Origin of the sequence: Demequina oxidasica (genome assembly GCF_000975115.1) — a bacterium.
In the GTDB taxonomy this organism is placed as follows: domain Bacteria; phylum Actinomycetota; class Actinomycetes; order Actinomycetales; family Demequinaceae; genus Demequina; species Demequina oxidasica.
Genome location: NZ_BBRE01000003.1, coordinates 229,416 through 255,722, shown reverse-complemented (window position 1 = coordinate 255,722; position 26,307 = coordinate 229,416). Strand labels below are relative to the sequence as shown.

Annotated in this window: 18 protein-coding genes; 9 read left to right on the top strand and 9 right to left on the bottom strand. The window is 65.7% G+C overall.

Annotated elements, in window-relative coordinates:
* Nucleotides 1-57 precede the first annotated feature (57 nt).
* Entirely contained in the window at nucleotides 58-972 is a 915-nt protein-coding gene (locus tag AOP77_RS10040) for a phosphotransferase (protein WP_062213167.1), read from the bottom strand.
* Nucleotides 973-976: 4 nt separating this feature from the next.
* The gene (locus AOP77_RS10035; RefSeq protein WP_084622532.1) at nucleotides 977-2,452 is read right to left on the bottom strand and encodes a pyridoxal phosphate-dependent decarboxylase family protein; all 1,476 of its coding nucleotides are present in this window, start codon (nucleotides 2,450-2,452) and stop codon (nucleotides 977-979) included.
* 356 nt (nucleotides 2,453-2,808) lie between these two features.
* On the opposite strand from AOP77_RS10035, the gene AOP77_RS10030 reads away from it, so the two are divergent.
* Nucleotides 2,809-5,106: a hypothetical protein gene (locus AOP77_RS10030; RefSeq protein WP_062213164.1), complete on the top strand. Its 2,298-nt coding sequence runs from the start codon at nucleotides 2,809-2,811 to the stop codon at nucleotides 5,104-5,106.
* Between the two features lie 165 nt (nucleotides 5,107-5,271).
* Nucleotides 5,272-6,672 carry an aminotransferase-like domain-containing protein gene (locus tag AOP77_RS10025; RefSeq protein ID WP_062213161.1) on the top strand — a complete coding sequence of 467 codons (1,401 nt, stop codon included), beginning with the start codon at nucleotides 5,272-5,274 and terminating at the stop codon, nucleotides 6,670-6,672.
* A gap of 90 nt (nucleotides 6,673-6,762) precedes the next feature.
* Here the strand turns inward: AOP77_RS10025 and AOP77_RS10020 are convergent, their stop codons facing one another.
* From AOP77_RS10020 to AOP77_RS10010, 3 genes are all read right to left on the bottom strand, one after another.
* A complete protein-coding gene (locus tag AOP77_RS10020; protein WP_062213158.1) occupies nucleotides 6,763-7,761 on the bottom strand; it encodes an LLM class flavin-dependent oxidoreductase in 999 nt (332 codons plus the stop codon).
* 147 nt (nucleotides 7,762-7,908) lie between these two features.
* A complete protein-coding gene (locus tag AOP77_RS10015) occupies nucleotides 7,909-8,133 on the bottom strand; it encodes a hypothetical protein (protein ID WP_152649858.1) in 225 nt (74 codons plus the stop codon).
* A gap of 30 nt (nucleotides 8,134-8,163) precedes the next feature.
* A complete protein-coding gene (locus tag AOP77_RS10010) occupies nucleotides 8,164-9,549 on the bottom strand; it encodes an aminopeptidase P family protein (RefSeq protein ID WP_062213149.1) in 1,386 nt (461 codons plus the stop codon).
* Nucleotides 9,550-9,805: 256 nt separating this feature from the next.
* On the opposite strand from AOP77_RS10010, the gene AOP77_RS10005 reads away from it, so the two are divergent.
* The 3 genes from AOP77_RS10005 to AOP77_RS09995 all read left to right on the top strand — a co-directional run bounded on the left by AOP77_RS10005 (nucleotide 9,806) and on the right by AOP77_RS09995 (nucleotide 13,921).
* Nucleotides 9,806-11,797, top strand: a complete 1,992-nt coding sequence (locus AOP77_RS10005) for a hypothetical protein (RefSeq protein ID WP_062213146.1) — start codon at nucleotides 9,806-9,808, stop codon at nucleotides 11,795-11,797.
* Between the two features lie 74 nt (nucleotides 11,798-11,871).
* Nucleotides 11,872-12,696 carry a PHP domain-containing protein gene (locus AOP77_RS10000; protein WP_062213143.1) on the top strand — a complete coding sequence of 275 codons (825 nt, stop codon included), beginning with the start codon at nucleotides 11,872-11,874 and terminating at the stop codon, nucleotides 12,694-12,696.
* Between the two features lie 67 nt (nucleotides 12,697-12,763).
* Nucleotides 12,764-13,921 carry a glycerate kinase family protein gene (locus AOP77_RS09995; protein ID WP_084622531.1) on the top strand — a complete coding sequence of 386 codons (1,158 nt, stop codon included), beginning with the start codon at nucleotides 12,764-12,766 and terminating at the stop codon, nucleotides 13,919-13,921.
* Nucleotides 13,922-13,930: 9 nt separating this feature from the next.
* Here the strand turns inward: AOP77_RS09995 and trhO are convergent, their stop codons facing one another.
* From trhO to AOP77_RS09980, 3 genes are all read right to left on the bottom strand, one after another.
* A complete protein-coding gene (gene trhO / locus AOP77_RS09990; RefSeq protein WP_062213135.1) occupies nucleotides 13,931-14,812 on the bottom strand; it encodes an oxygen-dependent tRNA uridine(34) hydroxylase TrhO in 882 nt (293 codons plus the stop codon).
* Between the two features lie 6 nt (nucleotides 14,813-14,818).
* The gene (locus AOP77_RS09985; RefSeq protein ID WP_062213132.1) at nucleotides 14,819-16,444 is read right to left on the bottom strand and encodes a DEAD/DEAH box helicase; all 1,626 of its coding nucleotides are present in this window, start codon (nucleotides 16,442-16,444) and stop codon (nucleotides 14,819-14,821) included.
* A gap of 121 nt (nucleotides 16,445-16,565) precedes the next feature.
* Nucleotides 16,566-17,888: a hypothetical protein gene (locus AOP77_RS09980; protein WP_062213128.1), complete on the bottom strand. Its 1,323-nt coding sequence runs from the start codon at nucleotides 17,886-17,888 to the stop codon at nucleotides 16,566-16,568.
* Between the two features lie 73 nt (nucleotides 17,889-17,961).
* Between AOP77_RS09980 and AOP77_RS09975 the strand changes: the two genes are divergently transcribed.
* Nucleotides 17,962-18,465 (top strand): gluconokinase, encoded by a 504-nt coding sequence (locus AOP77_RS09975; protein ID WP_062213480.1) that lies wholly within the window; start codon nucleotides 17,962-17,964, stop codon nucleotides 18,463-18,465.
* 70 nt (nucleotides 18,466-18,535) lie between these two features.
* Here AOP77_RS09975 and AOP77_RS09970 read toward each other — a convergent pair whose 3' ends face one another.
* Nucleotides 18,536-18,754, bottom strand: a complete 219-nt coding sequence (locus tag AOP77_RS09970) for a DUF3107 domain-containing protein (RefSeq protein ID WP_061962824.1) — start codon at nucleotides 18,752-18,754, stop codon at nucleotides 18,536-18,538.
* Nucleotides 18,755-18,806: 52 nt separating this feature from the next.
* On the opposite strand from AOP77_RS09970, the gene AOP77_RS09965 reads away from it, so the two are divergent.
* Genes AOP77_RS09965 through AOP77_RS09955 form a run of 3 tightly spaced genes read left to right on the top strand, consistent with a single transcriptional unit; the run spans nucleotide 18,807 to nucleotide 26,302 of the window.
* Nucleotides 18,807-19,721 (top strand): DUF3152 domain-containing protein, encoded by a 915-nt coding sequence (locus tag AOP77_RS09965; RefSeq protein WP_062213126.1) that lies wholly within the window; start codon nucleotides 18,807-18,809, stop codon nucleotides 19,719-19,721.
* A 54-nt stretch (nucleotides 19,722-19,775) separates the two neighbouring features.
* Nucleotides 19,776-23,030: a UrvD/REP family ATP-dependent DNA helicase gene (locus AOP77_RS09960; protein WP_062213124.1), complete on the top strand. Its 3,255-nt coding sequence runs from the start codon at nucleotides 19,776-19,778 to the stop codon at nucleotides 23,028-23,030.
* Nucleotides 23,027-26,302, top strand: a complete 3,276-nt coding sequence (locus AOP77_RS09955; RefSeq protein WP_062213121.1) for an ATP-dependent helicase — start codon at nucleotides 23,027-23,029, stop codon at nucleotides 26,300-26,302. Before AOP77_RS09960 ends, AOP77_RS09955 begins: the two co-directional genes overlap by 4 nt.
* Nucleotides 26,303-26,307: the final 5 nt, after the last annotated feature.

Here is a 26,307-nt window from a genome sequence, read left to right as displayed (position 1 = left end):
GGGAGCCGATGCCGTCCGCGAGGAGGTCGGAGCCGCATTGGGCGGCGCGGGGGCGGCTTAGGCCGCGGGGACCGCTACCCCTAGGGATACCAGGGCGTCCCAGCCGCAGGCGGCGTAGGGGCCGTCCGTCATGGTCGCGAGAGTGACGGCATACGCGACCGCCTCGGCTTTGGCGCGCTCACGGGTGGCTCGGTTGACGCCGCCGTACGCCTCCAACATGACCCGCCACAGCGTTGGTCCCAACAGGACATAGGCCTGGCCGAGGTCCGTAGCGCGGTCGCCCGCCCCTGCGTCGCCCCAGTCGATGATCCCGGAGAGTCGGCCGCTGGCGGTAATGACATTCTCCCCGTGAAGGTCCAGGTGCGCACAGACCCGTTCCGGTCGGGTTCCCCGTACACCGCGACGGATGAGGGCTTCTGCGGCGTCAACGTCGAGCACCGCGCCGTTGGGAGCGGGATGAGTGGCCTGTTGGCTTGCGAGGGCATCGATGCGCGCTCGTGCCCTGTCAAGGCGTTCAGACAGTGGGCTGGAGCGGAACGGGTTGATGGGAGCATCGGCGGGAGCCGGCTGATGGAGGGCGGCGAGGGCGAGCCCCAGGTCGTGGGCACCCAGGGCGCTGAGGGGCTCGTCAAAGGCAAGGTGGCCATCGATCCACGGCACCACTGACCAGTGCCACGGATACCGGTCCGAGGGGTCTCCGATGCGCACCGCGAGCGGTGCCCGGAACGGCCAGTCCCGGCCCACTCGCGGCAACCAGGCCAGTTCGGTCGCGACCAGCGTGGAGGCGATGGCGCGGCGTGGCATACGCACGGCGAGGTCATCCCCTAGCCGCCACGTGACGTTGTCCCACCCCTCGTGGCGGTCACCCAACGCCAGATCCGCGAGGTCCGGGTGTTGCTCCTGTAAAAGGGTCGTCACGAGCGCGCTATCGATCCTGACCTCGGGAGGGGGCGTCGGAACGAACTCATTCACCCTCCTAACGTAGCGTCACTGCCCCCCAGGCCCGCAAGAGTGCGATCGCACTAGCATCTACGTCATCCGTAGTGGTAGCTGCATCTGAGACGGATAGGCGCATTGCCCGCCGGCCGTGCCACTCGCTGGCGCCCGCCCACATGGTGCCCTCGAGTTGAACCGCGTCAATGACCTTGTTGGTGGTGACGTCGTCGCCAAAGGAGACCAGCACCTGGTTGAGGACGGGGGTGCAGAGGATCTCCACGCCGCCGTCGGCCAAGTTGTTGGCAAAGCGTGTGGCGAGTTCGCAGGTGCGTTCGATGAGGTCCGCGAGGCCCTCCTTGCCGTGGCTTGCGAGCATGGCCCAGGTTTCGATGCCGCGGGCGCGCTGCGAGATTTGGATGCCGCGGTTCATCGAGGGGGGAGCACCCTCGGTTGCCAGGTAGGCGGCGTCGATCGACATTGCACGCACCAGGGCGTCGACGTCGCGCACGATGACGATGCCCGAGTCATAGCCAACGTTGAGCCACTTGTGGGCGTCAGTTGTCCACGAGTCAGCCAACTCGCTACCTTCTACGAGGTGGCGGAGCTTGGGCGAGGCTGCCGCCCACAGGCCAAAGGCGCCGTCGACGTGGACCCAGCCGCCGCGCTTGCGCACGCCGGGAATGATGTCCACGAACGGATCCGACGCGCCGGTGTTGACGTTGCCCGCCTGGAGAATGACAAGGGTGTCGTCGCTGGTGTCGTGAGGGAAGGCATCGGCCCGGACCGCCCCGGTCTCGTCGGTAGGGACGTGCTCAATCTGAGCCGTGCCGAAGCCCGCGAGGCGTAGCGACTTGTAGACACTTGCGTGTGCCTCCGCTCCCAGGATGATGCGCAGGGCCGGGGCGCCGACAAGACCGTCTCGAGCGACGTCCCAGCCCTGCTTTGCGTAGAGCGCGTCGCGGGCGGCGATGATCGCCGTCAGGTTCGCCACGGTAGCTCCTCCGCAGAATGACGCCACGGCGCTGGAGGGTAGGCCGAGTGCGTCAACCACCCATGCGCCGGCCACATCGTCCAGAGTGGCGGCCACGGGAGACTGGACGGGCATCGCGGCGTTCTGGTCCCACGTGCCCGCAAGGATTGAGGCGGCCTGAGCCGTGGGGTCGATGCCACCGTTGACGAAGCCAAAGTAGCGACCGTGAGTGCTGACGACCGTGGCGGGGGAGCCAAAGGTGTCCAACTCGGCGAGTACCTCACGCGGCTCGATGGGGGAGTCCTGCAAGGGGCGACGGAAAGCGTCCAAGCCGGCCAGCGCATCGGCCGGGGCGACGGCGCGGTACGGCGCGTTGGCAACGTAACTTCCAGAGCGGCGCGCGGCCTCGGTGATGAGGGCGAGGCGCTGACGAGTGCGACCTCGGGAGACGGGGTTGGTGTGGACCCGGTCCAGGGCGATCGCTAGATCCGCCTCGGTGGGCTGGGTCGAGGGGCGGCCGGCCGGGTGCGTGGTGTCGATGCTCATGCCTCGAGACTACGCCCGACTGGCCCCGAGATACAGGTGCCAGTCGGGCTGGAACTGGAGCCTATTATTTGGGGCCAGTTCTTGGCCGAGTGGCCCCATGCGGGCGCCTCGAGACTGCCGGGTGAGACTCGGCAAAGCCGCATTTGAGACATTCTGGACTGGGCAGCAAATTGGTGAGTTAGCAGGAGATTCTGTGCCTACTTTGGGTCCGGAATGCAATCCTCGCAGGATCTCGGATTGTGGGCGTATTGGTGCTAAGGTCACGCGATGCCATTGCTGGCACATTGCGTCACGTTTTCGCTGTTGAGGGACGGCGTGGCACCCCTAGAAAGGTAGCTGTAGTGAAGCGTGTATTGATGAGTAAGACTCGGGTTGCGGCAGGGGCAGCGTTGTCCGCCGTGATGGTCGGAACCCTGGCAGTAGCACCCGCCCAGGCAGCCCCCTTAGTAGGGGTAGATGCCGAATTCACGTCCTCCTGGGACGCTCCCATATTTCTTACCGATGGTGGCATCATCGGCGCGATCGACGAGGGAGATTTGCTGTTTTTTGAACTCAGTACTCGGTTAACCTGGAATGACGGTGGTCCCTGGTCGCTGCAGGCTAGGTTCCAAACCCCAGAGGGCTCCACGAATGTGTCCTACGGCGATGGCAGTAGCACTTATGGCGTGGGTTACCTCGTCACTGCCACAGCCGCGGATCAGGTTAACAACAGCGTGAGTATCTCGGCGGGTGCAGCAGATTGGACCGCGTCCTGGGAAGCGAGTGGCGACGAGGCGGGCTACGCCGCCGGGGCTTTCGGCATTCCGGGGACCACGTTCGCCGGAGCGCCGCGCCTGATCAGTGTTGAGCCGTTGGCTCCCTCCTTCCTTGACCCCTGCGGCACAGCCGCAGATCGTTGGGTTCTTCCACCTGTCCAGTCCGGCGTTAACTGGGGCACGAGCGGGGCAGTGGCCCTTGCATCTGCCGCATTTGGCTATGTGTTGACGGGGAAGACCCGTTGGGAGGCCGCGGGAACGGATGTCCCGTGTGTTCAGCCGTTCGATGTCGAATGGGGAACCCCGTTCCTGGCTGACGTAGACGACACCAACAGCAACGGGCTCATCGACGATGGCGAGTTGGTCTCCTTCCCTCTCACGTTGCCGTTCACGGGTAACTCGAACGACTTCTACATGGCGCTGAACTGGAACTGGGTCACGCAGGGCGGCTCCCAGGGCTACACCGCGACAGCGGGGAACTTCCACATGGTTGCGCAGTTCGCAGCCACCGCGGCCGAGGCTGACGCCAACTCCATGTCGCGCAGCGGGTTGCAACTCACGTACCGGTATGAAGACAACGATGATTCCTCTAAAAACATTGGGTCGACCACCATCACGCTCCCGACCACCCCGACCGCGACCGGGAGGCAGACGATACCCGGGCCCGAGGCTGCACCCGACTCGGCCATTGTGGACCCGTGCGGTGTGGCGAACATCTATGGTGTGGCACCTGACGACACGGAGGGCGTCGTGTGGACCGTCGAGCCGTATTGGGAGGGTCAGCAGTCTGGTGTGATCATCACTGGCACTGTCGCGCCAGGATTTGCGTGGTCGAGTGTCGATGCGCCAGTCACAACGAAGCGGTTGGAATCGAACGTGGCATGCGAGACGCCTGCCCCGATTGCTGTGACCTGGGGTGCCCCGAAGATTGTCGTGGACTACAACTCGAACGGCCGCGTTGATGAGGGCGACTTCGTTTCATTCCCGCTCACCATCGCCTATGTGCTGGGAGCGGAGTCGTTCGACATGAACGTTTCCGGCTCGCACCCGGAGATGGTGACGTCATGGAACTTCGACTGGGATCAGACCAATGATCCGACCCGACCTAGTTCGTTTCTGATGGAAGCCACGGCAGCCGACGAGGCGGCTGGAAGTGTCACGCTTGATGCTCTCCCCCCGCTCGGTTTCGTCTACACAGACCACCACCCGACGACGGGGTCCCACTACACGGGCACTCTCGAGTTGCCCGCGGCTCCGGTGTTCGCGAACCCCGTGCTTACGCCATTTGCACCAATCGAGGCGGATCTTACGGCGGAGACTGAAGGAATCATCACTGTGTGCGACGCCGACGGCAACCCGACAGATGAGGTCGCCGTGGGGGACATGTTCACCATTGGTGATGCAGACTGCGCCGGCATCGAGGGTTCGCCCGAGGGTGTCCACGTCGTCGCCTTCTCGGAGCCGCTCGTGCTTGGCGTCGGCGTCTTCGCGGGTCAGATTCCGACGGCCCTTGCCGGCGGCGCTCACCGCATTGCACTGTACGGCGCGGACAACCTCATCGTGGGCTGGCAGGCGGTCACTGTGGCCGCAATAGCGGTGACGGAGGGAGAGGACGACGGAGTGGTCGCTGTCGTGACAGGTGGAGACGCTGCCCCTGTCGACACGGCCACGACGGGCATTCCCGCCGTTGTGACGCCTGTTACTGCGGCTGGCGAGTCTGCGGTCGTTGCTGAGGCACCAGAGGGCGATACTGCCGCCAAGGCGGTGCCGACGAGCACCAAGAGCGAGACGTTGTCTCAGACGGGTTTCGGCGCCACGTCATCCATCTCCCTCGTTGTGCTCATGCTCATTGTTGGAGCGGCGCTATTGGGCGCTGGGCGCCGATTCGCGGACAAGTAACGTAAGTGCAACGGTGCCCCGTCCGGACTACGGACGGGGCACCGTTGCATCTGGGCGTGCGTTAGCTGGCTCGCACATCGTGGATGGATTGGCTCCTGATTTTCGGGGCCAGAGAGAACGCTTTGGCACTTGTTTATTGGGGCCAGTTTGCGGGACACTTGCTTCATGCGTACCACTGCCGACCAGCTCGCCGACGTCCTCGACCACTGGCAGTCCGGCACCGGGCCGCTCTATCAGCAGCTCGCGGACGCGATTGTCTCGCTAGCCGAATCCGGGTCGCTTGAGCACGGGAGTCGGCTGCCGTCCGAGCGTGCCTTAGCTCAGCGCCTCCACCTCTCGCGCAACACCGTGACTGCTGCCTACCAGCAACTTCGTGACCAGGAGTGGCTCGAGGTGACGCCGGGCGCGGCGCCGCGCCTGGGTTCGCTTTCGCGCGGCGTGATGGCCCTGTCTCCGCAGGATCGGTTCGCGCAGATCCTGGTGGGCCAGCAGCCGCCACTGGTGGCGTTCAACACCGCCTCGCCCCCACCGGCACCGATCGTTCACCATGCCCTCAACAGCCCCTCAGAATTCTTGGGTGGGCAGGCGGTGGTCGGCAATGGTTATGCGGCGCTGGGCGACATCGACCTGACGCGCGCGATCGTGGAGCACCTGCGGGCCAGCGGCATCAGGGCGCAGTCAGACGAGATCGTGATCACCGCTGGCGGCCAACAGGCGGTGTGGCTCGCAGTGACCGGTGTCGCCAGCGACGGCGGGGCAGTAGCGCTCGAGTCCGTGACATACCCCGGAGTCTTCGATGCGGTGGCAGCCGCGGGTGCTCGTCCTATGGCCCTGCCCATGACTCGTGACGGCCTGGATGTGTCCGCCGCCGCAAAACTCTTCAAGGCGGCTCGTCCCGACGCGGCTTACGTCACGACGTTCCACAACCCGACCGGCACGGCGATGTCCGATGAAGACGCGGCACGGCTCGTCGCCGCTGCGGCGGCCACGGACACCACCATCATTGACGACCGCATCATCGGCGACATTTCCCTTGACGGAGTGAAGCGCAGCCCTATGGCGACCTTTCCCGGCGGGAAGTCCGTGATTACTATCGGCGGCCTTTCCAAGGTGTTCTGGGGCGGGCTGCGCATTGGCTGGCTGCACACCAACGCGACGCTTGCCGCACAACTGCGCCACCGCCGTGCTGCGATGGATCTAGGAGGGCCGGCCATGCTCCAGCGCATTGGTGCCAAGCTTCTCAGCGACCACTACGACGACACGCTCCAGTGGCGCATGGGTGAGTTGCGGGAGTCCTTGGCGGTGGCCATGGATGTGATTGGGCAGGCCAACGTCGACTGGGAGTACACCGCGCCTGTGGGAGGACCAAGCCTGTGGATCCGCCTTCCCGATGGAGGCGCGGAGCGATTCGCGCAACGCTCCGCCGCGGCGGGTGTTCCGGTCGCACCGGGTTCGGCATTCGAGGTAATCCCGGGTGCGGGAGCCGATCACTTCCGACTACCGTTCTACTTGCCCGCTGAGGACATGCGCCTGGGCATCAAGGTGCTCGCCGATAAGGTCGCCTAGGAGGGGTCTCGGCAGCACCACCTCGTAGCGGTCCCTCAACGTACGAAATCTGCAGCTGATTTTTCCTAGCGGTCCCAAAGTGTGCGCTGGTCAGATGGCAGGAGCAGCGAGCTCCACGGAACGAAGCCGGTCCGCCACGTCCAGTGCCCCGTGCGCGACGATGAGTTCATCCGCCTGCGCGGTCAGCGCGAACTCGCTTAACCAGTCGGCGACCTCGTCCGAGGTGCCCACGGCGGTCATCCGCATCATGTTCGCGATGTTGGCGCCCGCCGGGGTCGTGAGGAACTCGTCGATCTGAGCATCGGTGTACTCGATGCCCGCCTGGTTGCGCGCGATCATGCCACGTACGCGACGGCGACGCGCCGCCTCGAACTGCGCCTCGGCATCGGCCGTCGTGTCTGCCGCGAAGACATTCGCGCCAGCGATGACGTAAGGGTGATCGAGCTGCTCGGAAGGCTTGAAGTCGCGGCGGTACAGCGCGACCGCCTCGTGAAGTGCGTCGGGCGCGAAGTGGGAGGCGAACGCGTACGGCAGGCCAAGTGCTGCGGCGAGTTGGGCGCCGAACAGTGACGACCCCAGGATGTACAGCGGCACGTTGGTGTCCTTGCCGGGGTACGCGCTGACCGATGCAACGCGCGACTCGGCTCCGAGGTATGCCTGAAGTTCGAGCACGTCTTGCGGGAACTGCTCCGATGCGCCGGGGTCGCGCCGCAGAGCGTTGAAGATGGCGCGGTCGCCACCGGGGGCGCGGCCGAGTCCCAAGTCGATCCGTCCTGGGTGGAGCGACTCGAGCGTGCCGAACTGCTCCGCGATGGTGAGCGGCGAGTGGTTGGGCAGCATCACCCCACCGGCACCCAGGCGGATAGTCGACGTGTGCGCCGCGATGTGGGCGATCAGCACGCTGGTCGCAGAGGAGGCGATGACCGGCATGTTGTGGTGCTCGGCGTACCAGACGCGCGTGTACCCCTTGCGCTCGGCTGTCTGCGCGAGTGCGACCGAATTCTCAAAGCTCTGCTTGGGAGTCTCATCCGGGCCGATGGGCGCGAGGTCGAGGATGGACAGTGGGACGGATGCGCTGTTGACAGACATGGTGCCGTTTCTGGTTGGTGCTGAGGGGCTTCCCAGTGCAACGCTCGCGACCGTCAACTCATGCCCGCGCGCCCTTTGGGACCGCTAGAAAAAATCAGTTGCAGTTTTCGTACGTTGAGGGACCGCTACTGGGTGAGGGGTGTGGGGCTAGGAGCCTGAGTAGCCGATTCCCGTGATCATGCCTACTACTGACACATAGGAGGTGGTGCATGACCCCTCGCCCGCAGCCGAGTCGCTGCAACTGACTATTTTGCCCACCGGCACGAATACCAGGGCAAGCCCAATGCCGACCAGCAGCCAGACCCACAACGGCCGCCGACGCTTGGGCGGCACAGCCTCGGCGGCGCCTTCAGATTCCACAGGAGTAGTCATCATCGTGGTCTGGTCAGCTCTGCTGCCGCATCAATGCCGCAGTCCGGCCATCCACTTGACCACGGCGTCAGGGTCGCGCGGCAGTGCCGCCGACAGGTTCTCGATTCCGTCCTCGGTCACCAAGAGGTCGTCCTCGATGCGCACTCCGATGCCGCGAAGCTCCGCAGGCACCGCCAGGTCGCCGGGCTGGAAGTACAGCCCGGGCTCGATGGTGAACACCATGCCGACCTCGAGCTCGCCGTCCATGTAGAGGTCCCGCTTGGCCTGCGCGCAGTCGTGCACGTCGAGTCCCAGGTGGTGCGACGTCGAGTGAACCATCCAGCGTCGATACAGCCGCGCGTCGGGGTCCGTGGACTCGGGCACGATGCCCCACTCGGTCAGCCGCTTCTCGATGACCTCCATGGCCGCGTTGTGAATCTGGCGGAACGTGGCGCCGGGGCGAGAGACCGCAAAGGCCGCGTCGGCGGCTTCGAGGACCACGTCGTAGACACGCCGCTGCACGTCCGTGAACTCACCGGAGATGGGCAGCGACCGCGTGATGTCCGCCGTGTACAGGCTCTCGACCTCGACCCCAGCGTCCAGGAGCAGGATGTCGCCCTCGTGAACCTGGCCGTCGTTGCGGATCCAGTGAAGGGTGGTCGCGTGTGGGCCCGATGCTGCGATGGTCTCGTAGCCCACCGCGTTGCCTTCCTCGCGCGCGTGGCCGTCAAAGGTCGCCTCGATCACGCGCTCGCCGCGTTTGTGGGCGACGGCTCGGGGGAGTTCCCCCACCACGCGCTCGAAGCCGGCAATGGTCGCGTCGACCGCGTCGCGCATTTGCTGAATCTCGTACGCATCTTTGACCATGCGCAGGTTGGCGAGCGCGCGCTGGACGTTCTTGTGCGGCTGGCTAGCTAAGCGAATATCGCGGGGAAGGTCCTTCAGCGGCTTGGTTGCGATGCCAGTCATGGCCTCGAAGTCGGCCAGGCTGGGCCGGCGGCCAATCCAGAACTCGCCCGAACGAGCATCGGCGTAGAAGCCCTCGTCCTCGGCGGTGGCAGGCGGAATCAGGTAAAGCGTCGCGTCATGCCCTGTTTTGCTGGGCTCCAAAACCAGGACGGCACCAGGCTCGTGATCGATGCCCAGGCCAGTGAGATAGGCGAAGTCGCTTAAGGGGCGGAAGCGGTAGTCGGTGTCGTTGGCCCGTGGCTTGAGATCTCCGGCAGGGGAGACGATGCGCTGGCCGGGGAACATCTCGCTGAGGCGCGCTCGGCGCGTGGCGGCGTATGACGCGGCCGCCATCCGGCTGCCGGCGGCGCCCTCGGGAGGAGCCCACTTGGAACCCATGAAGTCGCTGAACTCCTCTGTCGAGGGGAGGTCGCGACGCGCTTTGTTCGCGCTCGGTCGTTTGGCGGGGGTCTTCGCAGAATCGTTCATGCGCCCAGTTTGTCATGCGCGGCGGTCCTCGATCCTGTGAGAGTGCGCCACGAAGTGGCAGGAACTAATCGCCCATCATGGGACAAAGTGGGGCAACATGCCAGGTAAATGTGATTTTCGTCACTCTAATTCAGTGACATTGTCGGGTCCTCGTTGTAGCGTTTGTTTTGCTGAGGGTACGTAGGGCTTATGGCTGTGTGTATCCACCCGTTGTCATCACCATCCATATTTGCTTCTACTGAGAGAAGACCTTCGCATGCCAAACTTTGGCCTGCGCGTGCCCATTGCGGCCGCGCTCACCCTTACCCTGGCGGGATTGGCCATTGCGCCAGCCGCTACCGCAACCGCTGAGCCGACTCCCGCGGACTTGGCCTTGACGGCCCAGGCCACCGCTAATTCCACCAACCAGTCGTACATTGACGGGGACTGGGATGGCGTCACCACTCACGCCGACGCGTTTGACGCTGCATATGGCGATCTTGTCGCGCAGTTCAATGTCGCTAAGAAGGATCTGAAGGCTCTCAACAAGGCGTCGAAGAAGCAGTCGGGGCCTCTCGCAGATGCGATCGACGACGCCGAAGCGAAGAGGGTTGCCAAGAGCGGGCTGAAGAGCGACTGGGCTGACACGAAGGGACGTCTCGGACAGGCCGAGTCTCACCTTGAAGACGCGAAGCAGCGCAACCAGACCGCTGACGAGGAACTCGAGCGGGTCACGCCTGCCTATGAGGCTGCCGACGCGGCGTACAGCGCGCGCGTCCACGACGTCATCGCCGGAAAGTGGACGCTGTGGGCCTTCGTTTTCGACGGTGACAACACGACGACCGTCAGGGAGCTCGCTGGAGCCAATGAGGATACCAAGCAGAAGGCCAAGGATCTACGCGCTGAGTCGGACCGGCTCCGCGAGATTTACGAAGGCGCGGATGGCAATGGAGGCAAGAAGGCTGAATACAGTGAAGCCCAATCGATCTTCTATTCGACTGCCGCGAATTGGAAGTCCACGGGTGTTTGCAGTTACTTCAAGTGGGACTCTTGCCGCACGTCCGCCGGTATTGAGGCGGCGAACGACCTTGCTGCACTCAAGTTAGAGCGCAACGACGCTTCAGATGCCTATGACGACGCGGACGATGCCGCAGATGACGCCGAACGGTGGAGCTACTTTGTGGGGCTCGCGTACAACAGTGCCCTGATCGGTGTCGCGGGCAAGAAGGACGCCTACGACACGGCTAAGACAGAGTTTGATGTGGCGGCTCTTGAGGCCAAGGGGGCAGGCGACGACCTCGACGCGCTCCAGGCAGAGTACGACGCGCTGGCTCTTGCGGTCCCAGCCAAGTGGCAGCTCTTCGTAACGGCGCGTGCAGTTTGGCAGGATGCTGTCGCAGAAGCCAACACCCTCCAGGGTACGTTCGACCAACTCCAGCTCGACATCGAGACAAAGAAGGCGGAGAAGAAGGCTCTCAACAAACTCATCAAGGGCCTTAATGCGGCTAAGCAGGATGTGGCCGACCGACGTGCCGATCTGGCCGACTTCCACACTGTGCTCGAGCAGACCAAAGTCTCGCTTCCGGGCTCTGAGAATGTCAGCCGCACCGCGGGCGTCGTCACGTTGCCGTTCTCGATCACTAACTCGCAGCTCTTCGATCTGAGCGACGCGACCGTTGAGATCACCGCCCCTCTAGGGCTGGTTGCTGACTGCGACATCCCGGACAGCGGCATCGTCGCTGCAGGAGCAGTGGTGGATTGCTCGGTGGACTACGTGATTCCCGCAACAGACCTGTTCTCCGACAGCGAGCTGACAATCACGGTGGTGCTAAGCGGCTACATTCCGTTGGGCCCGGGCAACCCGCGCGCCGCCGCTGTGAGCCGCACCTTGGTCTCGGTCACCTCGACAACGACCATTCAGATCACGGGTCAGACCCCCGTTGAGGTACCTGCCCAGGAGCAGCCGGCGGCCGAGGAGACCATCGATGCGGAGCCAGTAGTCTCCGATGATGCTGCTGCTGAGGCTAATGAAGCAGATGGAGCGGGAGAGTCCTCCGAGGACAGCGACCCCGACCCCGCGGCGGTGACGACCGCGGCTACCCCGGTGGCCGCATCGGACGATGACGCGACGGTTGTCACGACGTCGGCCGAACTCTCCGGAACGGGTCCGTCGGACGTGATCGGGTCACTCACCGATACTGCTGTATTGCTTCTGGTGGGGCTCGGCCTGGTGCTCGTCTCGCGCCGTCGGTACCTGAGCGGAAAGTAGCAACAAGCGCCATCTCGCTACGGCCAGCCATGGCCCGGTGTGTGCCAACGCACCCCCGGGCCTAGGCTGGCCGCATGCGTATTGACCTCCACACCCACTCGGTAGTCTCCGACGGAACCGAGTCGCCGGCGCAGGTAATGACTGCGGCCGCGCGTGCGGAGCTCGACGTCGTAGCGCTCACCGACCACGACACCATTGACGGGGTGGCGGAGGCGGCGGACTGCGCGGCGGAACTCGGTCTTGAGTTCGTCCCAGGCATCGAGGTCAGCTGCAGCCATAGAGGAATCAGCATTCACCTCCTCAGTTACTGGCACGATGCCGCCGATGCGGAGGTTGCCGCGATGCTCGCGAAGACCCGCAACGCCCGCGTCAACCGCGCTCAGCAGATTGTCGAGAAGATCTCGATCGACTATCCGGTGACGTGGGATCAAGTCGTGGCTCGGTCAGGGGGCGCGGTCACCATCGGCCGCCCCCATATCGCCGATGCCCTGGTAGACCACGGCGTCGTACCCACCCGGGACGCTGCATTCCAGCAGATCCTGGCAGGCAACTCGCGGTACTACGTTCCTCACTACGCACCCGAAGTCACCGCGGCGGTGCGGACGATGCGCCGGGCCGGTGGCGTGCCCGTGTTCGCCCACCCCGGCGCCGATGCGCGGGGCAGGGTGGTCCCCACTAGCGTCATCGAGTCGATGGCCGGGGCCGGGTTGGTGGGTCTCGAGGTCGACCACCGTGACCACTCGCCCGAGCAACGCACGCGGCTCGCGAGGATCGGCGAGCGCCTGGGGCTGGTGCGCACCGGCGCGAGCGACTATCACGGGACCGGGAAGCTCAACCGGCTGGGCGAGAACCTGACCACCCCGGAGGCCTACTCGGCGCTCAAGGAAGCGCGCGGATGATGGGCTTCGGCGGCGCGCGAGAACTGCGGAATGACGTGGAGAGCCGAGCGAGCCAAGGACGGGACCAATGAGGCCGTCGCCGCGCGTGGTCGTGGCGATGGACGCCTTTAAGGGATCGATCAGCAGCGCCGATGCCGGTGCTGCCGTTGCGCGTGGTGTCAGGGCCGCAGTGCCGGGGGCACACGTCACCGTGATCGCCGTCGCGGATGGAGGCGAGGGCACCGTCGACGCTCTGGCGAGTGTGGCAGGTGCGGTGCGCCACCAGATCGCGGCCACGGATCTTCTGGGACGGCCAATCACCGCGTCGTATGTGATGTTGGGCACCGCGGCGGTCATCGAGTCGGCGTCAGTCGTGGGCCTGCCTTTGCTCCCGCATGACGGCGCCGGTGCGCCTTCTCAGGACTCGCCGGCTGTCGCCACGTCCTTTGGCCTCGGCCGCCTCATGCGCGATGTGATTGACAAGCACCATCCGCGCCGGATCATCGTTGGGCTGGGCGGTACCGGGTGTACCGACGGCGGTACAGGCCTGATCGCCGGCCTGGGTGGGACCATCCGCGACGGCGCAGGGACAGCACTCAACCCCGCTGACGGGAACCCGCTTCTGCGCGGTGCGGTCACAGCGGAATTGCCCGCGCTCGGGGTGGACGAACTTCTTGGGCTGAGCGACGTCACGGCGCCGCTGACCGGGCAGGACGGTGCGGCTCACGCCTTCGCGGCACAAAAGGGCGCAGACCCTGCCATGGTTGCCCGCCTGGAAACCGGCCTGCGCCATTGGTCGGCAGCGTTAGGCAAAGACGTGGCTGAGATGCCAGGGGCAGGCGCGGCGGGGGGACTCGGCGCCGGGCTCGCAACATTAGGCGGCACGCTCCGCAGCGGGGTGGACTGGATTCTGGACGCAACGGCCCCCGGGGCATTCGACGGTGCAGACCTCGTGTTCACCGGCGAGGGGCGAATCGACGCTCAGAGTTCCATGGGAAAGGTCCCCGCGGGAGTCGCGCAGCGCGCGCGCAAGGGCGGAAACCCCCTGGTGGTCGCACTGGCAGGAGCAGTCGATCCGGGGGAGCCGATGCCCGGATTCGATGCCGTTTTCCCCATCCACACTCGCCCCCTAGACCTGCAGGAGGCGATGCGCCCGGAGGTCGCAGCCACCGCACTCGAGAACGCGGCGCGTCAGGTGACCACCCTCGTGACCCGAGCCCGCGAGCGCGACTGCGCCGAGAGCTAGCGAGCCAACCTAAGCGCTACTGGCGACCGCGTGATCGGCACAAAAGTGCCGGTCCGCGGCACACGTGGTGCAGATCACGAACTGCTCACGGCACGCGGAGTCGCAGCAGTTCTGCAGGCGGGCCGAGGGCGACCCGCACGACCGGCACGCGGAGATGATCGCCGCAGAATCGCTGAAGGTGACAGCTTCGCGGCCATCAAACACATACAGCGACCCCTCCCACAGCCCGGAGTCCTTGAACTCCTCGCCGTAGCGCGCGATGCCGCCGTCCAGCTGATAGACCTCGGAGAATCCACGGTTGATCATGAGCGAACTGAGCACCTCGCAGCGGATTCCACCAGTGCAGTACGTGACGACGGGTGTGTCCTTGAGGTGGTCGTATTTCCCGGAGTTGAGCTCGGCCACAAAGTCCCGCGTGGTCGCCACGTCGGGAACTACCGCGTCCTTGAAGCGGCCGATCTGGGCCTCGACCGCATTGCGGCCGTCAAAGAACGAGACCGACCGCTCGGCGACCAGCTCGTGGAGCGCCGCCGGGGAGAGGTGGGTGCCGCCACCAATCACTCCGTCGGCGTCGACCTTGAGTTCCCCAGGCGCGCCAAAGCTCACCAGTTCGTCCCGTACACGGACACTGAGCCGGGGGAAATCGTCGCCGTTGCCGTCGGACCACTTGACGTCCATGTTCTTGAACGCCGGGTACTCCCGGGTCTTGCGCAGGTACTTTTTGACAGCGTCGATGTCCCCGCCCACGGTGCCGTTCATCCCGTCCTTGGACAGGATGATGCGGCCACCGAGGCCGAGTGACTCGCACAGGTCGCGCTGCCAAAGCCGCACGGCGTCCGGGTCACTCAGCGGGGTGAAGACGTAATACAACAGCACCTTGGGAACTGCCATCAGGAGTTACTCCGATGCGACGGGGGCCACGCTCTGGCCGCCCTGTTCGCCCGAGCCACCGCTGCGACGACGACGACGGTTGCGGTTGCGCTTAGGGGCGCCCTCACCGGCCGATGCTGCGGCGGAGTCTCCCGAGCCCTCGCCCGAACGCTGTTGGCCACCGGAACGGCTCTGACCGCCACCGTTGGAGTTGCTTCCACCGTTGCCGCCGGAACGGCTGCGACCACCGCGGCCGCCATCGCGGGAGCCACCATCGCGGCTCCCACGTGAACCACCATCACGGCCTCCGCGGCCACCATCACGACCACCGCTGGATGGCTTCTTGCCGGTCTCGCCCAGGTCCTCGACACGCTCGGCGTCGAGTCCATCGAGCTTCTGTTGGCTCTTGGGCAGGCGCCCCTTGGTGCCCTCGGGGATGTCGAGGTCGGTGAACAGGTGAGGCGAGCTGGAGTAGGTCTCCTGCGGGTCCGGGTAGCCCAGGTCGAGCGTGCGGTCGATCATGCCCCAGCGAGGCAGGTCGTCCCAGTCCACGAACGTGACGGCGGTACCGGTCTTGCCGGCGCGACCCGTACGGCCGATGCGGTGTAGGTAGGTCTTCTCGTCCTCGGGGCACTGGTAGTTGACGACGTGGGTCACGTCGTCAACGTCAATACCGCGGGCGGCAACGTCGGTCGCCACCAGGATGTCGATCTTGCCGGAGCGGAACGCGCGCAGCGCCTGCTCGCGGGCGCCCTGGCCCAGGTCGCCGTGAAGTGCGCCGGCCGCGAAGCCGCGGTCACGCAGCTCGTCAGACACCTTGGCCGCGGTGCGCTTGGTGCGCGCGAACACGATGGACCGGCCTCGACCCTCGGACTGCAGGATGCGGGCGAGCACCTCGACCTTGTCCATTGCGTGGGCACGGTAGAGGAACTGCTTGGTGGCCTTGACGGTCGCACCGGCATCGTCCGGCTCGGAGGCGCGGATGTGCGTGGGCTGGGTCATGTAGCGGCGAGCCAGGGCGACAACCGCGCCCGGCATCGTCGCGGAGAACAGCATCGTGTGACGCGACTCGGGAGTCGCGGCGAGCAGGCGCTCGACGTCGGGCAGGAAGCCCAGGTCCAGCATCTCGTCGGCCTCGTCCAGCACCACGGTCTTGATGAAGCGCAGGTCCAGGTGGCCCTGGTTGAGCAGGTCGATCATGCGCCCGGGGGTGCCGACCACGACCTCGGCACCGCGGACGAGCGCCTCAATCTGAGGCTCGTACGCACGGCCACCGTAGATCTGCACGATGCGCGTGGAGCGCTTGGAGGACGCCTGCTCGAGGTCGTTGGCGACCTGCACGGCGAGCTCGCGGGTGGGGGCGACAACGAGCGCTTGGGGCTTGCCCTGCGACGCGTACTCGTCCCAGCCTTCCTCGCCTGGGGAGATGGCGCGGTGCAGCAGCGGGACGCCAAAGCCCAGCGTCTTACCGGTTCCGGTCTTGGCCTGGCCGATGATGTCGTGGCCGGACAGCGCGACCGGAAGGGTCATCGCCTGGATGGGGAAGGGGTTGATGATTCCCTTATCGGCGAGCGCCTCGACGATGGCGGGGTTGACATTGAAGTCGGCAAAGCTCTGGTCTGCCGTTTGCATACTCGAGTGAGTATCAGTCATGGGTATTCCTAGTGATTCGGCGCGCGTATTGTGGCGCGCATGGCGGGTAGCCGATCGCGAATCATCTTCTTAGCGGCTCATCGCTGATCTGTAGCGGTACCGCGCTTCACATGACGACCGGTCAACCTCGGGTCCCCGCCATTGTATATGAGTTGCGCGTGCGCGACCGGAATACCATCACGGATCCCGTGGCAATTGCGAGCCCTGCCACGGCACCCACTGCCCATAAGCCGCCACTGGAGACTCCCGTTTCTGCGAGCTCGGGCGCAGGGGACGAATCAACTGAGGTCGCAGCCGGCTCTGGTAAATCGGCTGTTGCGCTGGGTCGTGGAACAGCCGTGACGCTTGGAATGGGTGTCGGACTCGGCGACGGCGATGCTCCATCGCTGTACTGCACGACGACGGCCGCGAGCGAAACAGTGGGCGCGTCGGGAACCACGGTGATGGGATCGATGGCAGTGAAGCCCGCGGGAGTCTCGAAGGTGATGAGTAGCGGCTCGTCGCTTACCGGTGTGCGGAAGCCGTAGCTTCCGTCCGACGCGACAACGGACTCAACGGGCTCTTCGGCAGCGTCGACCACAGGTTCGCCACTCGCGCGTCGCAGGACGGCACGCACGGAGCTGGTCGGGGCTGCGCTCCCTGGAGCCACTTCTACGTCAACGGTGCCACTTATCGCAGCGGAATCCGTGCTTCCGGCGACCCAGATTTGATAAGTGGGAATCCCGCAGAGGGAGCCGAATGTGAGTCGCACCTGGGCAACATTTGCCGTGGGCTTAAACCAGCCGTAGGCGCCCGACGTGTCGGGAACGTTACCTCGCAAGGTGCCGCCGACGTAGTTCACCGTCGTGGGCACTCCGACGCAGGTCGACGTGATTGATTCGGGAGCCGTGATCCAACGCGGCTCATCAGAGGACACCCCTGATGCGCAAGAAGTGGGCTTGGGGGAGGTGGCGCAATAGTTGTCCACACCTTGAAATCCGAGCGCGGTGAGATCGGTGGGAGATGAGAGAGGGTTGCCGGAGGCGTCGAGCGCCTCGACGAACACCCATTCCGAGTCGACATCCCCGAGTGCGAGTCCCCATTCCCGGCTTGGCGGCGCCGTGAAGGTCACCGTTGTCGTCGAGTTGCCTGTTGCGGCGGAGCCGACAGTTAAGTAGGGCTGTTGTCGCGAGGAGCCAAATTCTGTACCAAAGTCGGTCCCAGGCCCAAGGAATGCCGATCGTCCCGTGGCCTGGCTGAACCGCGACGCGTCGGAGGTTGCCGAGAGTGGGGCAGGCGCGGTCGATGCAGAAAATGTTGCGTTGGCAGTGTTGCCGGAAATCTCCCACGTGGGGTAGATGCCGATTTGGTCGTCAGCAACCGCGCCCGCTGGTAGCGCCGACATCGCCAAAACGGACGCGAGGAACGTAGCGGAGACAACGCTGGTGACGCGGTTCAGCTTCATGATGGTGAGTATAGAGCGCGCCGCTGCGCCTGCTCTGGCCATCTACCAAGAAAGTTCCCATAGGCTGGCTGACATGAGAGTGGTCGTGATGGGAGTAACCGGGTGCGGCAAAACCTCCGTGGGAGTTGCCCTAGCCACTGCGCTGGGGAGCCCTTTCGCGGACGCCGATGCCTTCCATCCGGCCGCCAACGTCGCCAAGATGGCAGCGGGTACGCCGCTGAGCGACCACGACCGCTGGCCATGGCTCGACATAGTCGGCACGTGGCTGGGAGGTCGGCCCGATGCTGTGGTCGCCTGCTCCGCGCTACGCCTTAGTTACCGTGAGGCCCTGATCGCCCACGCGCCCGATGCCGTGTTCGTCCACCTCGCGGCGCCCCAGGTCGTCCTGGAGGAGCGGGTGCGAGCCAGGAGCGCGGCCACTGATCATTTTGCCGGCACGAGCCTGCTCGATTCGCAGTACGCGACGCTCGAACCCCTGGCAGGGGACGAGCCTGGGGTGACCGTCGACGTCAGCGGAGCCAGCATCGGCGCCGTGGTGGAGGCTGTGCGAGACCGACTCGCGACTCTGGCCGGGTAGACGCCTTGGGGCATAGCAAAGCCCCCGTGGCAGCCGGTGGCACCAAGGGGGCTTTACGTGCGAGAACTACCTAGGAGCCGAAGCCCACGCGGTGCTTGGTTTCCTCGCCGATGTCTACGTAACCCACTGCGGCGGACGGCACCACGATGCGGCGGCCCTTCGCATCGGTGAGGTCGAGCGTGCCGCCAGCGATTGCATCGGCTACTGCCTTGGCGACCGCGTCTGCAGTCATATCCGTGTCGAGCGAAATCTCTCGCGACACGTTCTGTACGCCGATTCTAACTTCCACGTTTTGGCCTCCACTGGTTCTTGCGACGGGTGTTACGAACTATCGTAGGGGCATGAGTCGGCGTTCCGAGGGCCTGTTCGCGGGCAGGGGAATCTCCTGGCGTACCGCAGTAATCACCGCGGTCGTGGTGGCCCTCGCGTTCGGAGCAGGCATTGCCACCGGGTGGGGTACCAGCAAGATTCCGGGTATGTACCGAGCGGCCAATGAGACCTCGCCATCGCCCACCCCGACCCCTACACCCTCGCCGTCTGTCGAGGTGTCCGTCCCTCCGCTCGAGCCCATCGACCGTGAGTTGACTGAGGACGACTATGACGCAGGGGTGTTCTCGCTGGATTACACCCTGCACGGTGAGGAAACGTTCACGGCCGCACCTGGTGAGGATCCAGTGCCGGATAACGGCATTCCTGTGCGCCTGGTACGCATCGATGTCGAGGATGGCATCGACATCGATGCGGCAAAGTTTGGGACATACGTCATGAACATCCTCAACGACCCCCGCGGCTGGGGCAGTGGGGACCGCATGCAATTCGTCTTGACGCAGGGCGTGCCCGACGTGCGTATCGTGATGGCGAGTCCCTATACGGCCGCGGCGTTGTGCCCGAACCCTCACGCCACGGGGCAGGGAGCATCGGCTACTCGAGAGCCCACGACGGATAACGGGGAGGACTCGACGCCGACTGCGGATGCCACCTGTGCGGACCGGGGTACCGCGGCGATCAGCCAGTACGACTGGATCGCGGGACTGCCAGGCTATGGCGACGACATCGTCGGAGCGCGCGATTTCCTCATCACACACGACACGGGCCACATCCTTGGTGAGGCGGAGGGCGAGTGTGTACGCGGTTCTGCCCTCGTCATGGCGGACCAGCGAGAGCCGATGGAGGACTGCACTACCAACCCATGGGCGTTCCCGGACTCTGCAGTACCCGCTGACGACCCCTCGCCAGCTCCAAGCCCTTCCTCGTAGCGGCTGGCCGACGGGGATTCTGGACGCGTCAGTGGTCTCTGGTGGAATAGGCACATGCCGTCTCTAGCGCTTGTCGCCCCGCTCGCCCGCGCCGTCGAGCCACCACTCGACGCGGCACAAACTCGTGCGGCCGATGCCGTGGCGGCCGGCACAGGCAATCTCGCCATCGTGGGTGTTCCCGGCTCGGGTAAGACTGCGGTCGCAGTCGCGGGGGCGGCGCGCGCCGTGGCGGCCGGCCTGGCTCCCGAGCGAGTGCTGGTGATCGCTCCCACCCGTGTCGCAGCAGCGCTTCTTCGCGACCGCGTCTCCGCGGCTATGGGCCGGCCCACAGGGTCACCTGTGGTGCGTACCGCGGCCTCTGCCGCATACGCGTTGCTCGCGGCGCGCGCCCGCGTCGACGAGATGCCACCGCCCGCGCTGGTCACCGGCGCGGAACAAGACGTCATTCTGCGCGAGTTGCTCGCGGGCCACGCGGCAGGTGAGGGGGCCCGCGTGGATTGGGCAAGCGCCGTTCCGTTAGAGGCGACGGCGCTCGCGGGATTTCGCGAGGAGCTGCGGAATTTACTGATGCGCGCGGCTGAGTCGGGCCTAGGCCCGGGGGACATGGCCGAGCTGGCCAGACTGACGCAGCGACCTGAATGGCTGGCGGCCGCGCAGGTCTACGAGGAGTACGACAACGTGATGGCGCTGCGAGGCTCTCCTGGCGATCAAGGTGCGAGGTACGACCCCGCTGCCGTCGTCTCCTACGCGGCCGATGTACTGGAGCAATGGGACGAGGTTCTCGACGGGCCCCGTCCGGGGTGGGATCTGGTGATCGTGGACGACTTCCACGACGCGACATCCGCCACCGGAAGGTTGTTGCAGGTGGCGGCGGCGAACGGAGCCCGCATCGCGGTGCTCGGAAACTCGGACGAGTCGGTGCAGGGCTACCGAGGCGCGATGCCAGGTGCTCTGGGCGCCGCGGCGCGTCCGTTGGGTGAGGGCGGATTCGATGCTGAGGTCCTCACGCTGACCGAGCAGTATCGCCAGCACCCCGCCCTCGCCGCGCTCACTCAGCGCGTGGCAGACCGGATCGGTATGCCCGCGGGCTCCGCGATCCGCATGATGCCCGGGCCTGAGCGGAACCCGGCGGACGCGCCCCAGAGCAGCGCCGACATCCACCCTGACGGTGCTGGCGGCGACGAGAATGACAGCGCCGAAACGGACTCAGGGGAGTCAGCTGACGACGTCGAGTCGCGCGTTCGCGTGATGGTGGCGCCGCACCGGTACTCGCAGTCGCGGGCCATTGCCGCGCAGCTCAGGCGAGCGCGCCACGGCTTTGACGGCGACTCCTCACCGTGGGGGCAAATGGTGGTGATTGCCCGCTCAGGCGCTCAGTTGCGCGAACTGCGATCCGACCTTATCGCGGCGGATATTCCGTGCGAGACGGTTGGCGATGCGCTGGCACTGCATCGCGAGCCCGCCGTCGCGGCACTCCTCAGCGTTGTTCGGTTGGCGTTGGGCGAGGAGTGGACAGAGGACACTGCGCTCGAGCTACTGGGCTCACGTTTAATTGGACTCGACGCCATCGGGATCAGGCGCTTACGGCGAGCACTTGTGCGGGCCAACCGCGAGGAGGGTGGCGTTGCCACAGGTGCGGAACTCGTCATCGCCGCACTTGAATCGCCGGAGTTGTTGAGTGCGCTCGGTGAGCCTGAGGCACGCAGGGCACGGATTGCTGCGCTGGCGGTCGAGGTGGGGCGCGCGGCGGCCTCAGCGCCACGAGCGACCCCGGGTGGAGTGCTGTGGGCCGTATGGGATTCCTTGGGAGTGTCCGACGCGTGGCGAGACGCCGCTCTCGCGGGCTCCTCCCGGGACGACGCTGACCTGGACGCGGTCATCGCGCTGATGCGCGCCGCGCAGACATTCTCCGAGCGCATGCCCGAAGCGCGCATCGGACAGTTCCTCGAGTACCTGGAGGCGCAAGACTTCGCCGCGGACTCACTCGGCGCGCGTGCCGTGGGAGTGGACGTGGTGTCCTTCGCCACCCCAGCCTCGGCCGCCGGTCGGGAGTGGGACGTGGTGGTGGTGGCTGGCCTCGACGAGGGAGTGTGGCCCAACTTGAAGCTGCGCGACTCAGTGCTGGGCGCCGCACACTTCGCTGACATCGTGGCGGGGCGAGCTGACGCGATCCCGCTGACCGCGGAGAGTAGGGTCGTGGCGGCGCACTCCGCGCGCAAGGCCGTGCTTGACGACGAGACCCGCGCGCTATTGGTGGCTGTCTCGCGCGCACGGCAGCGCCTAGTGGTCGCGTGCCTCGAGGGAGACGAATCTCGACCGTCGAGATTCGTGTCGATCATCGAGGAGGCCACGGGCGTCAAGAGGATCGACGCCACAGAACTGGGGCGCGTCGCGGACCTGCGCGCGGCGGTCGCGACGCTGCGCACGGAGGCCCAGGCGGCATCGGCTGATGACAGGATCGCCTATGCGCGCATGCTCGCCAACCTTGCGCTCCTCGACCTTCCCGGCGCGCACCCCGCGCGCTGGAATGGCGTCCCCGAGCCATCTACGGACCTCCCCTTCTGGGATGACGATGCCGTGGTGCGGGTATCTCCGTCGCGCGTGGACGCCGTCGAGCGTTGCGCGCTGAAGTGGGCCCTCGAGAGCGCTGGCGGAAGCAAGGAAAGCACCCAGGCGCAAGACCTCGGCACTCTCATTCACGAGATTGCAGCGGCACTACCCTCGGGCACGGAGACGGAACTGTTCGCTGAGTTTGAGCGGCGGTGGCCCGATGTGGGCGGGCTGGAAACGTGGGCGCAGCGCGTCGACTATCAGAGAGCTCGCGCGATGATTAAAAAACTCGCGGCATACATTGTGGGCTCGGTTCCGCACGAGCTTTTTGTGGAGAAAGATTTTGCGGTGACGCTCGGCCGGGCGCGTCTGGCAGGCCAGGCCGACCGAGTGGAGATCAGCGATGGGAAGGCTCGCATCGTTGACCTCAAGACCGGCACTGCCATTCCCAAGGGAGAGGTCGTCGACCACGGGCAGCTCGCGATGTACCAACTCGCGGCCAACCACGGCGCGTTCGAGGGCGTCTCCGAGGCGCGCGACGCGTCTCTGGTCTTTGTGGGCGACGCGAGCCGAGTGTCCGTCAATGAGTTGATTCAACCGGCCGTCGACGACGCCGCGACCCGAGCTCGGCTCGACACGGTCGTGCACATCATGACGGGGGCGTCGTTCGATGCGACCACCAACTCAATGTGTGATCACTGCCCTGTGCGGCGATCATGCCCCGCGCGCCCCACCGGAAAGCAGGTAAGCGAACTATGAGCGAGGACTCCTTGGGCGACGGCGTTGTCTCGAGCGCCACCGGCACAGTGGAGGGGCTTGGCCGCGGGGTTGGCGAGTTGGCCGACCTCATCAGTGTAGGCAAGCCGCCTACTCCCGAGCAGCAGGCGATCATCGGTGCGGACCTGGCTCCGATGCTCGTGGTTGCCGGTGCGGGCTCCGGAAAGACCGAGACGCTGTCGCTGCGCATCGCCTACCTCGTAGATCACGGGCGCGAACTGCTGGGTCGTGACATCGCTCCGGACGAGATCCTGTGCCTGACCTTCACGCGCAAGGCCGCCGCGGAAATCGCCGAGCGCTCTCAGCTCCACCTCGACAAGATTTTTGGCACGGATGCCGCGCGCCCCGCGCCGTCGGTCGCGACGTACAACGGCTACGCCGCTCGGTTGGCGGCAGAGCACGGGCTACGCATCGGCGTCGACCCGGAGTCAACCGTGCTGACGGACGCCGCGCTGTGGCAGCTTGCAGTCTCGATCGTGGATGGCTGGACCGCCACCCTTGAGACCGATGCGGCGGTAAGTTCTGTGGTCTCGGCCATTCCCCGGCTCAGCGGCCAAATGCGCGATCACCAGGTGACCCCAGCGCAGTTGCGCAGGTGGGCGCAAGGTGCGCTGGCGGACATGGAGATGCTTCCTAAGAAGATGGATGATGACCTTCCGGGAGTCTTCACGAAGGCGCTCGGTGGGCAGGTGGGTAAGTTGCGTTCGCTCATCGCGCTCGCGGACCTCGTCGAGGAGTATCAGCACCGCAAGCGAGTGGGCGGCTACCTCGACTACTCGGATCAGGTCGCGACGGCGGTCCAACTCGCGGAGCTCCCCGCAGTCCAGGCGATCGAGCGCAGCCGCTACCGGGTGGTGTTGCTCGACGAGTTCCAAGACACGTCGCCTGCCCAGCTCGAGCTGTTCGCGACAATGTTCGGCGCCAATCATCCCGTGATGGCGGTGGGCGACCCCAACCAGGCCATCTATGGATTCCGCGGCGCATCGGCGGCGGCGCTCAAGGACTTTGTCCGCAAGTTTGGCGGCGACGATCGCGTGCGTCAGCAAACCCTGTCGGTGTCGTGGCGCAACGAGGCCACCATCCTGGCCGCGGCAAATGCGGCGGCCGCACCGCTGCGTGAGGAGTCCGCGGTGCACGTCGAGCCCCTCGTCTCGAAATCTCAGTTCTTGGGGGTGGCGCCCGTGCAGCGCCCCGCACCCGGGGTTGAGTCGGTGGTCTATGACGATGCATTGTCGGAAGCCGCCGGAGTGGCTCGCTTCCTGATCGAGCGACGGGCGCAGTGTGCCGAGATGGCCGGCGTGGCGATTGAGGAGGTCACCGCAGCGGTGCTGTGCCGTCGTAAGGCGCAGTTCGCCCCCCTCGTCGATGCGTTCGAGGCCGCAGGGATTGAGTACGAGGTCGTCGGTCTCGGTGGACTGCTCGACACCCCAGAGGTGACGGACGTGGTGGCGCTGCTGGAGGTTGCCCACGACCCGTCCAGGGGCGACTCGCTGATGCGTTTGCTGACCTCAGAGCGTGTGAACCTAGGCCCACGCGATGTGATGGCGTTGGGGGACTGGTCGCGTCAGCTCGCCGGTGCACGAGCAGTCCGAGAGGGCGAGCCATCCATTGTCGATGCGCTCGCGGAGTTGCCCGACCCTGCGTGGGAATCTTTTGAGGAGCGCTCGCTCAGTAACGAGGCTAGGTCACGCCTGACGGTGCTGCAACGGGTCGTCGATCTAGTGCGCACCCATACGTACCTGGGGCTCACCGAACTCATCGTATTTGCCGAGCGAGCCTGGGCATTAGACATCGAGTCGGCGGTGGCGCGTCCGGACGGCCGCGCGCAACGCAACATGGACGCCTTCGTTGAGGCTGCGCGTTCGTTCTCGGTGGGGTCGGAGCGGACCACGCTCGGCGCCTTCCTGGCGTGGCTCGACGTGGCTCGTAGTGAGGAAGGTGGGCTCGCTACCCCCGTAAAGAACCCCGAGCCTGGGACTGTTCAGATTCTCACAGTGCACTCCTCCAAGGGGCTCGAGTGGGACGTTGTCGCCGTGCCGGGGCTCAACGACGGCCAGTTCCCCTCCGTGGGGACACCGTCAAAGTCCACCCCGTATTACAAGGATTCCGCGTGGCTCTCCGGAACTGGCGAGCTGCCTTGGGAGTTGCGCATGGACAGGGACAACCTGCCCGAGTGGTTCTGGCGCGACGCCGTCGATCACAAGACCCTGAACACCTCCATCGAGGATTTCAAGCAGGATGCGGGTAAGCATCGCCTTGACGAGGAGCGGCGACTGTTCTACGTCGCGATCACCCGCGCACGGGCGCACGCCTTCATCACTGGGTCGTGGCGCACGGGCGGCACCACGGTGCGTGAGCCAGCCGTCTTTGTGAAGGAACTTGTCGCCGCGGGGCTGGTCTCCGACCAGGACTGGGCAGAGGCACCCGATCCGGACTCGCCAGCGGAGGATGCAGCGGTGGTGCGCGCGCCTTGGCCCACTCCTGCGACTGAGGTACAGGTGCGCCGTCGGGAACTCGCCGCCGAGGTTGCCGGACAGATGAGCGAGCCGGGCTCGGCATCTCGGCCGTGGGACGAGGCGTTGCCCCTGGCGACTGAGATTGCCGCGATGCTGGCCGAGCGTGACGCCCGCCGTAACCGCGTCGAGACCGTGCAGACGCCCGCCCACCTCTCCACGTCCGCGCTGGTGGCGATGCGCCGCGACAGGGAGGCCTTCGCGGTGCAATTGCGAAGGCCCGTCCCGGCGCCTCCCACCGATGCGGCTCAGCGCGGTAGTGCGATGCACGCATGGATCGAAACGCAGTACGGCCACGTGCCCTTGTTCGAGGCTGACGAGTGGGACGATGTCACCCCGGAAATGGACCTCGAACGACTCAAGGCGACTTTCCTTGCTTCGCCGTGGGCCAGCCGTTCGCCGTCCGACATTGAGGTGGACGTAGAGATCCCACTCGGGAACGTCACCGTCCGCTCCCGCATCGACGCCGTCTTCCAGCCAGGAGGCGGGCTTCACAAGGTCACGGTGGTGGACTGGAAGTCAGGCTCCCCCACTCGTGACGCGGCGGAGCAGGAGGCGCGCGAGGTGCAACTCGCGGTGTACCGATTAGCGTGGTCGCGCTGGAAGCAGATCCCGCTGGAAGACGTGGACGCCGCGTTCTACTACGTCGGTGCGGACCAGACGGTGACCCCTGAGCGACTCCTGGACGAGGACCAAATCATCGCGTTGCTACGCGGAGAGGGAGAGGTCACGCCTCAGTAGCGAGG

Coding starts and splice junctions, on each gene's coding strand:
- AOP77_RS10035 (WP_084622532.1), bottom strand. CDS start 2,452: ATGAGCATCGACACCACGCACCCGGCCGGCCGCCCCTCGACCCAGCCC.
- AOP77_RS10030 (WP_062213164.1), top strand. CDS start 2,809: ATGAGTAAGACTCGGGTTGCGGCAGGGGCAGCGTTGTCCGCCGTGATG.
- AOP77_RS10025 (WP_062213161.1), top strand. CDS start 5,272: ATGCGTACCACTGCCGACCAGCTCGCCGACGTCCTCGACCACTGGCAG.
- AOP77_RS10020 (WP_062213158.1), bottom strand. CDS start 7,761: ATGTCTGTCAACAGCGCATCCGTCCCACTGTCCATCCTCGACCTCGCG.
- AOP77_RS10015 (WP_152649858.1), bottom strand. CDS start 8,133: ATGACTACTCCTGTGGAATCTGAAGGCGCCGCCGAGGCTGTGCCGCCC.
- AOP77_RS10010 (WP_062213149.1), bottom strand. CDS start 9,549: ATGAACGATTCTGCGAAGACCCCCGCCAAACGACCGAGCGCGAACAAA.
- AOP77_RS10005 (WP_062213146.1), top strand. CDS start 9,806: ATGCCAAACTTTGGCCTGCGCGTGCCCATTGCGGCCGCGCTCACCCTT.
- AOP77_RS10000 (WP_062213143.1), top strand. CDS start 11,872: ATGCGTATTGACCTCCACACCCACTCGGTAGTCTCCGACGGAACCGAG.
- AOP77_RS09995 (WP_084622531.1), top strand. CDS start 12,764: ATGAGGCCGTCGCCGCGCGTGGTCGTGGCGATGGACGCCTTTAAGGGA.
- trhO (WP_062213135.1), bottom strand. CDS start 14,812: ATGGCAGTTCCCAAGGTGCTGTTGTATTACGTCTTCACCCCGCTGAGT.
- AOP77_RS09985 (WP_062213132.1), bottom strand. CDS start 16,444: ATGACTGATACTCACTCGAGTATGCAAACGGCAGACCAGAGCTTTGCC.
- AOP77_RS09980 (WP_062213128.1), bottom strand. CDS start 17,888: ATGAAGCTGAACCGCGTCACCAGCGTTGTCTCCGCTACGTTCCTCGCG.
- AOP77_RS09975 (WP_062213480.1), top strand. CDS start 17,962: ATGAGAGTGGTCGTGATGGGAGTAACCGGGTGCGGCAAAACCTCCGTG.
- AOP77_RS09965 (WP_062213126.1), top strand. CDS start 18,807: ATGAGTCGGCGTTCCGAGGGCCTGTTCGCGGGCAGGGGAATCTCCTGG.
- AOP77_RS09960 (WP_062213124.1), top strand. CDS start 19,776: ATGCCGTCTCTAGCGCTTGTCGCCCCGCTCGCCCGCGCCGTCGAGCCA.
- AOP77_RS09955 (WP_062213121.1), top strand. CDS start 23,027: ATGAGCGAGGACTCCTTGGGCGACGGCGTTGTCTCGAGCGCCACCGGC.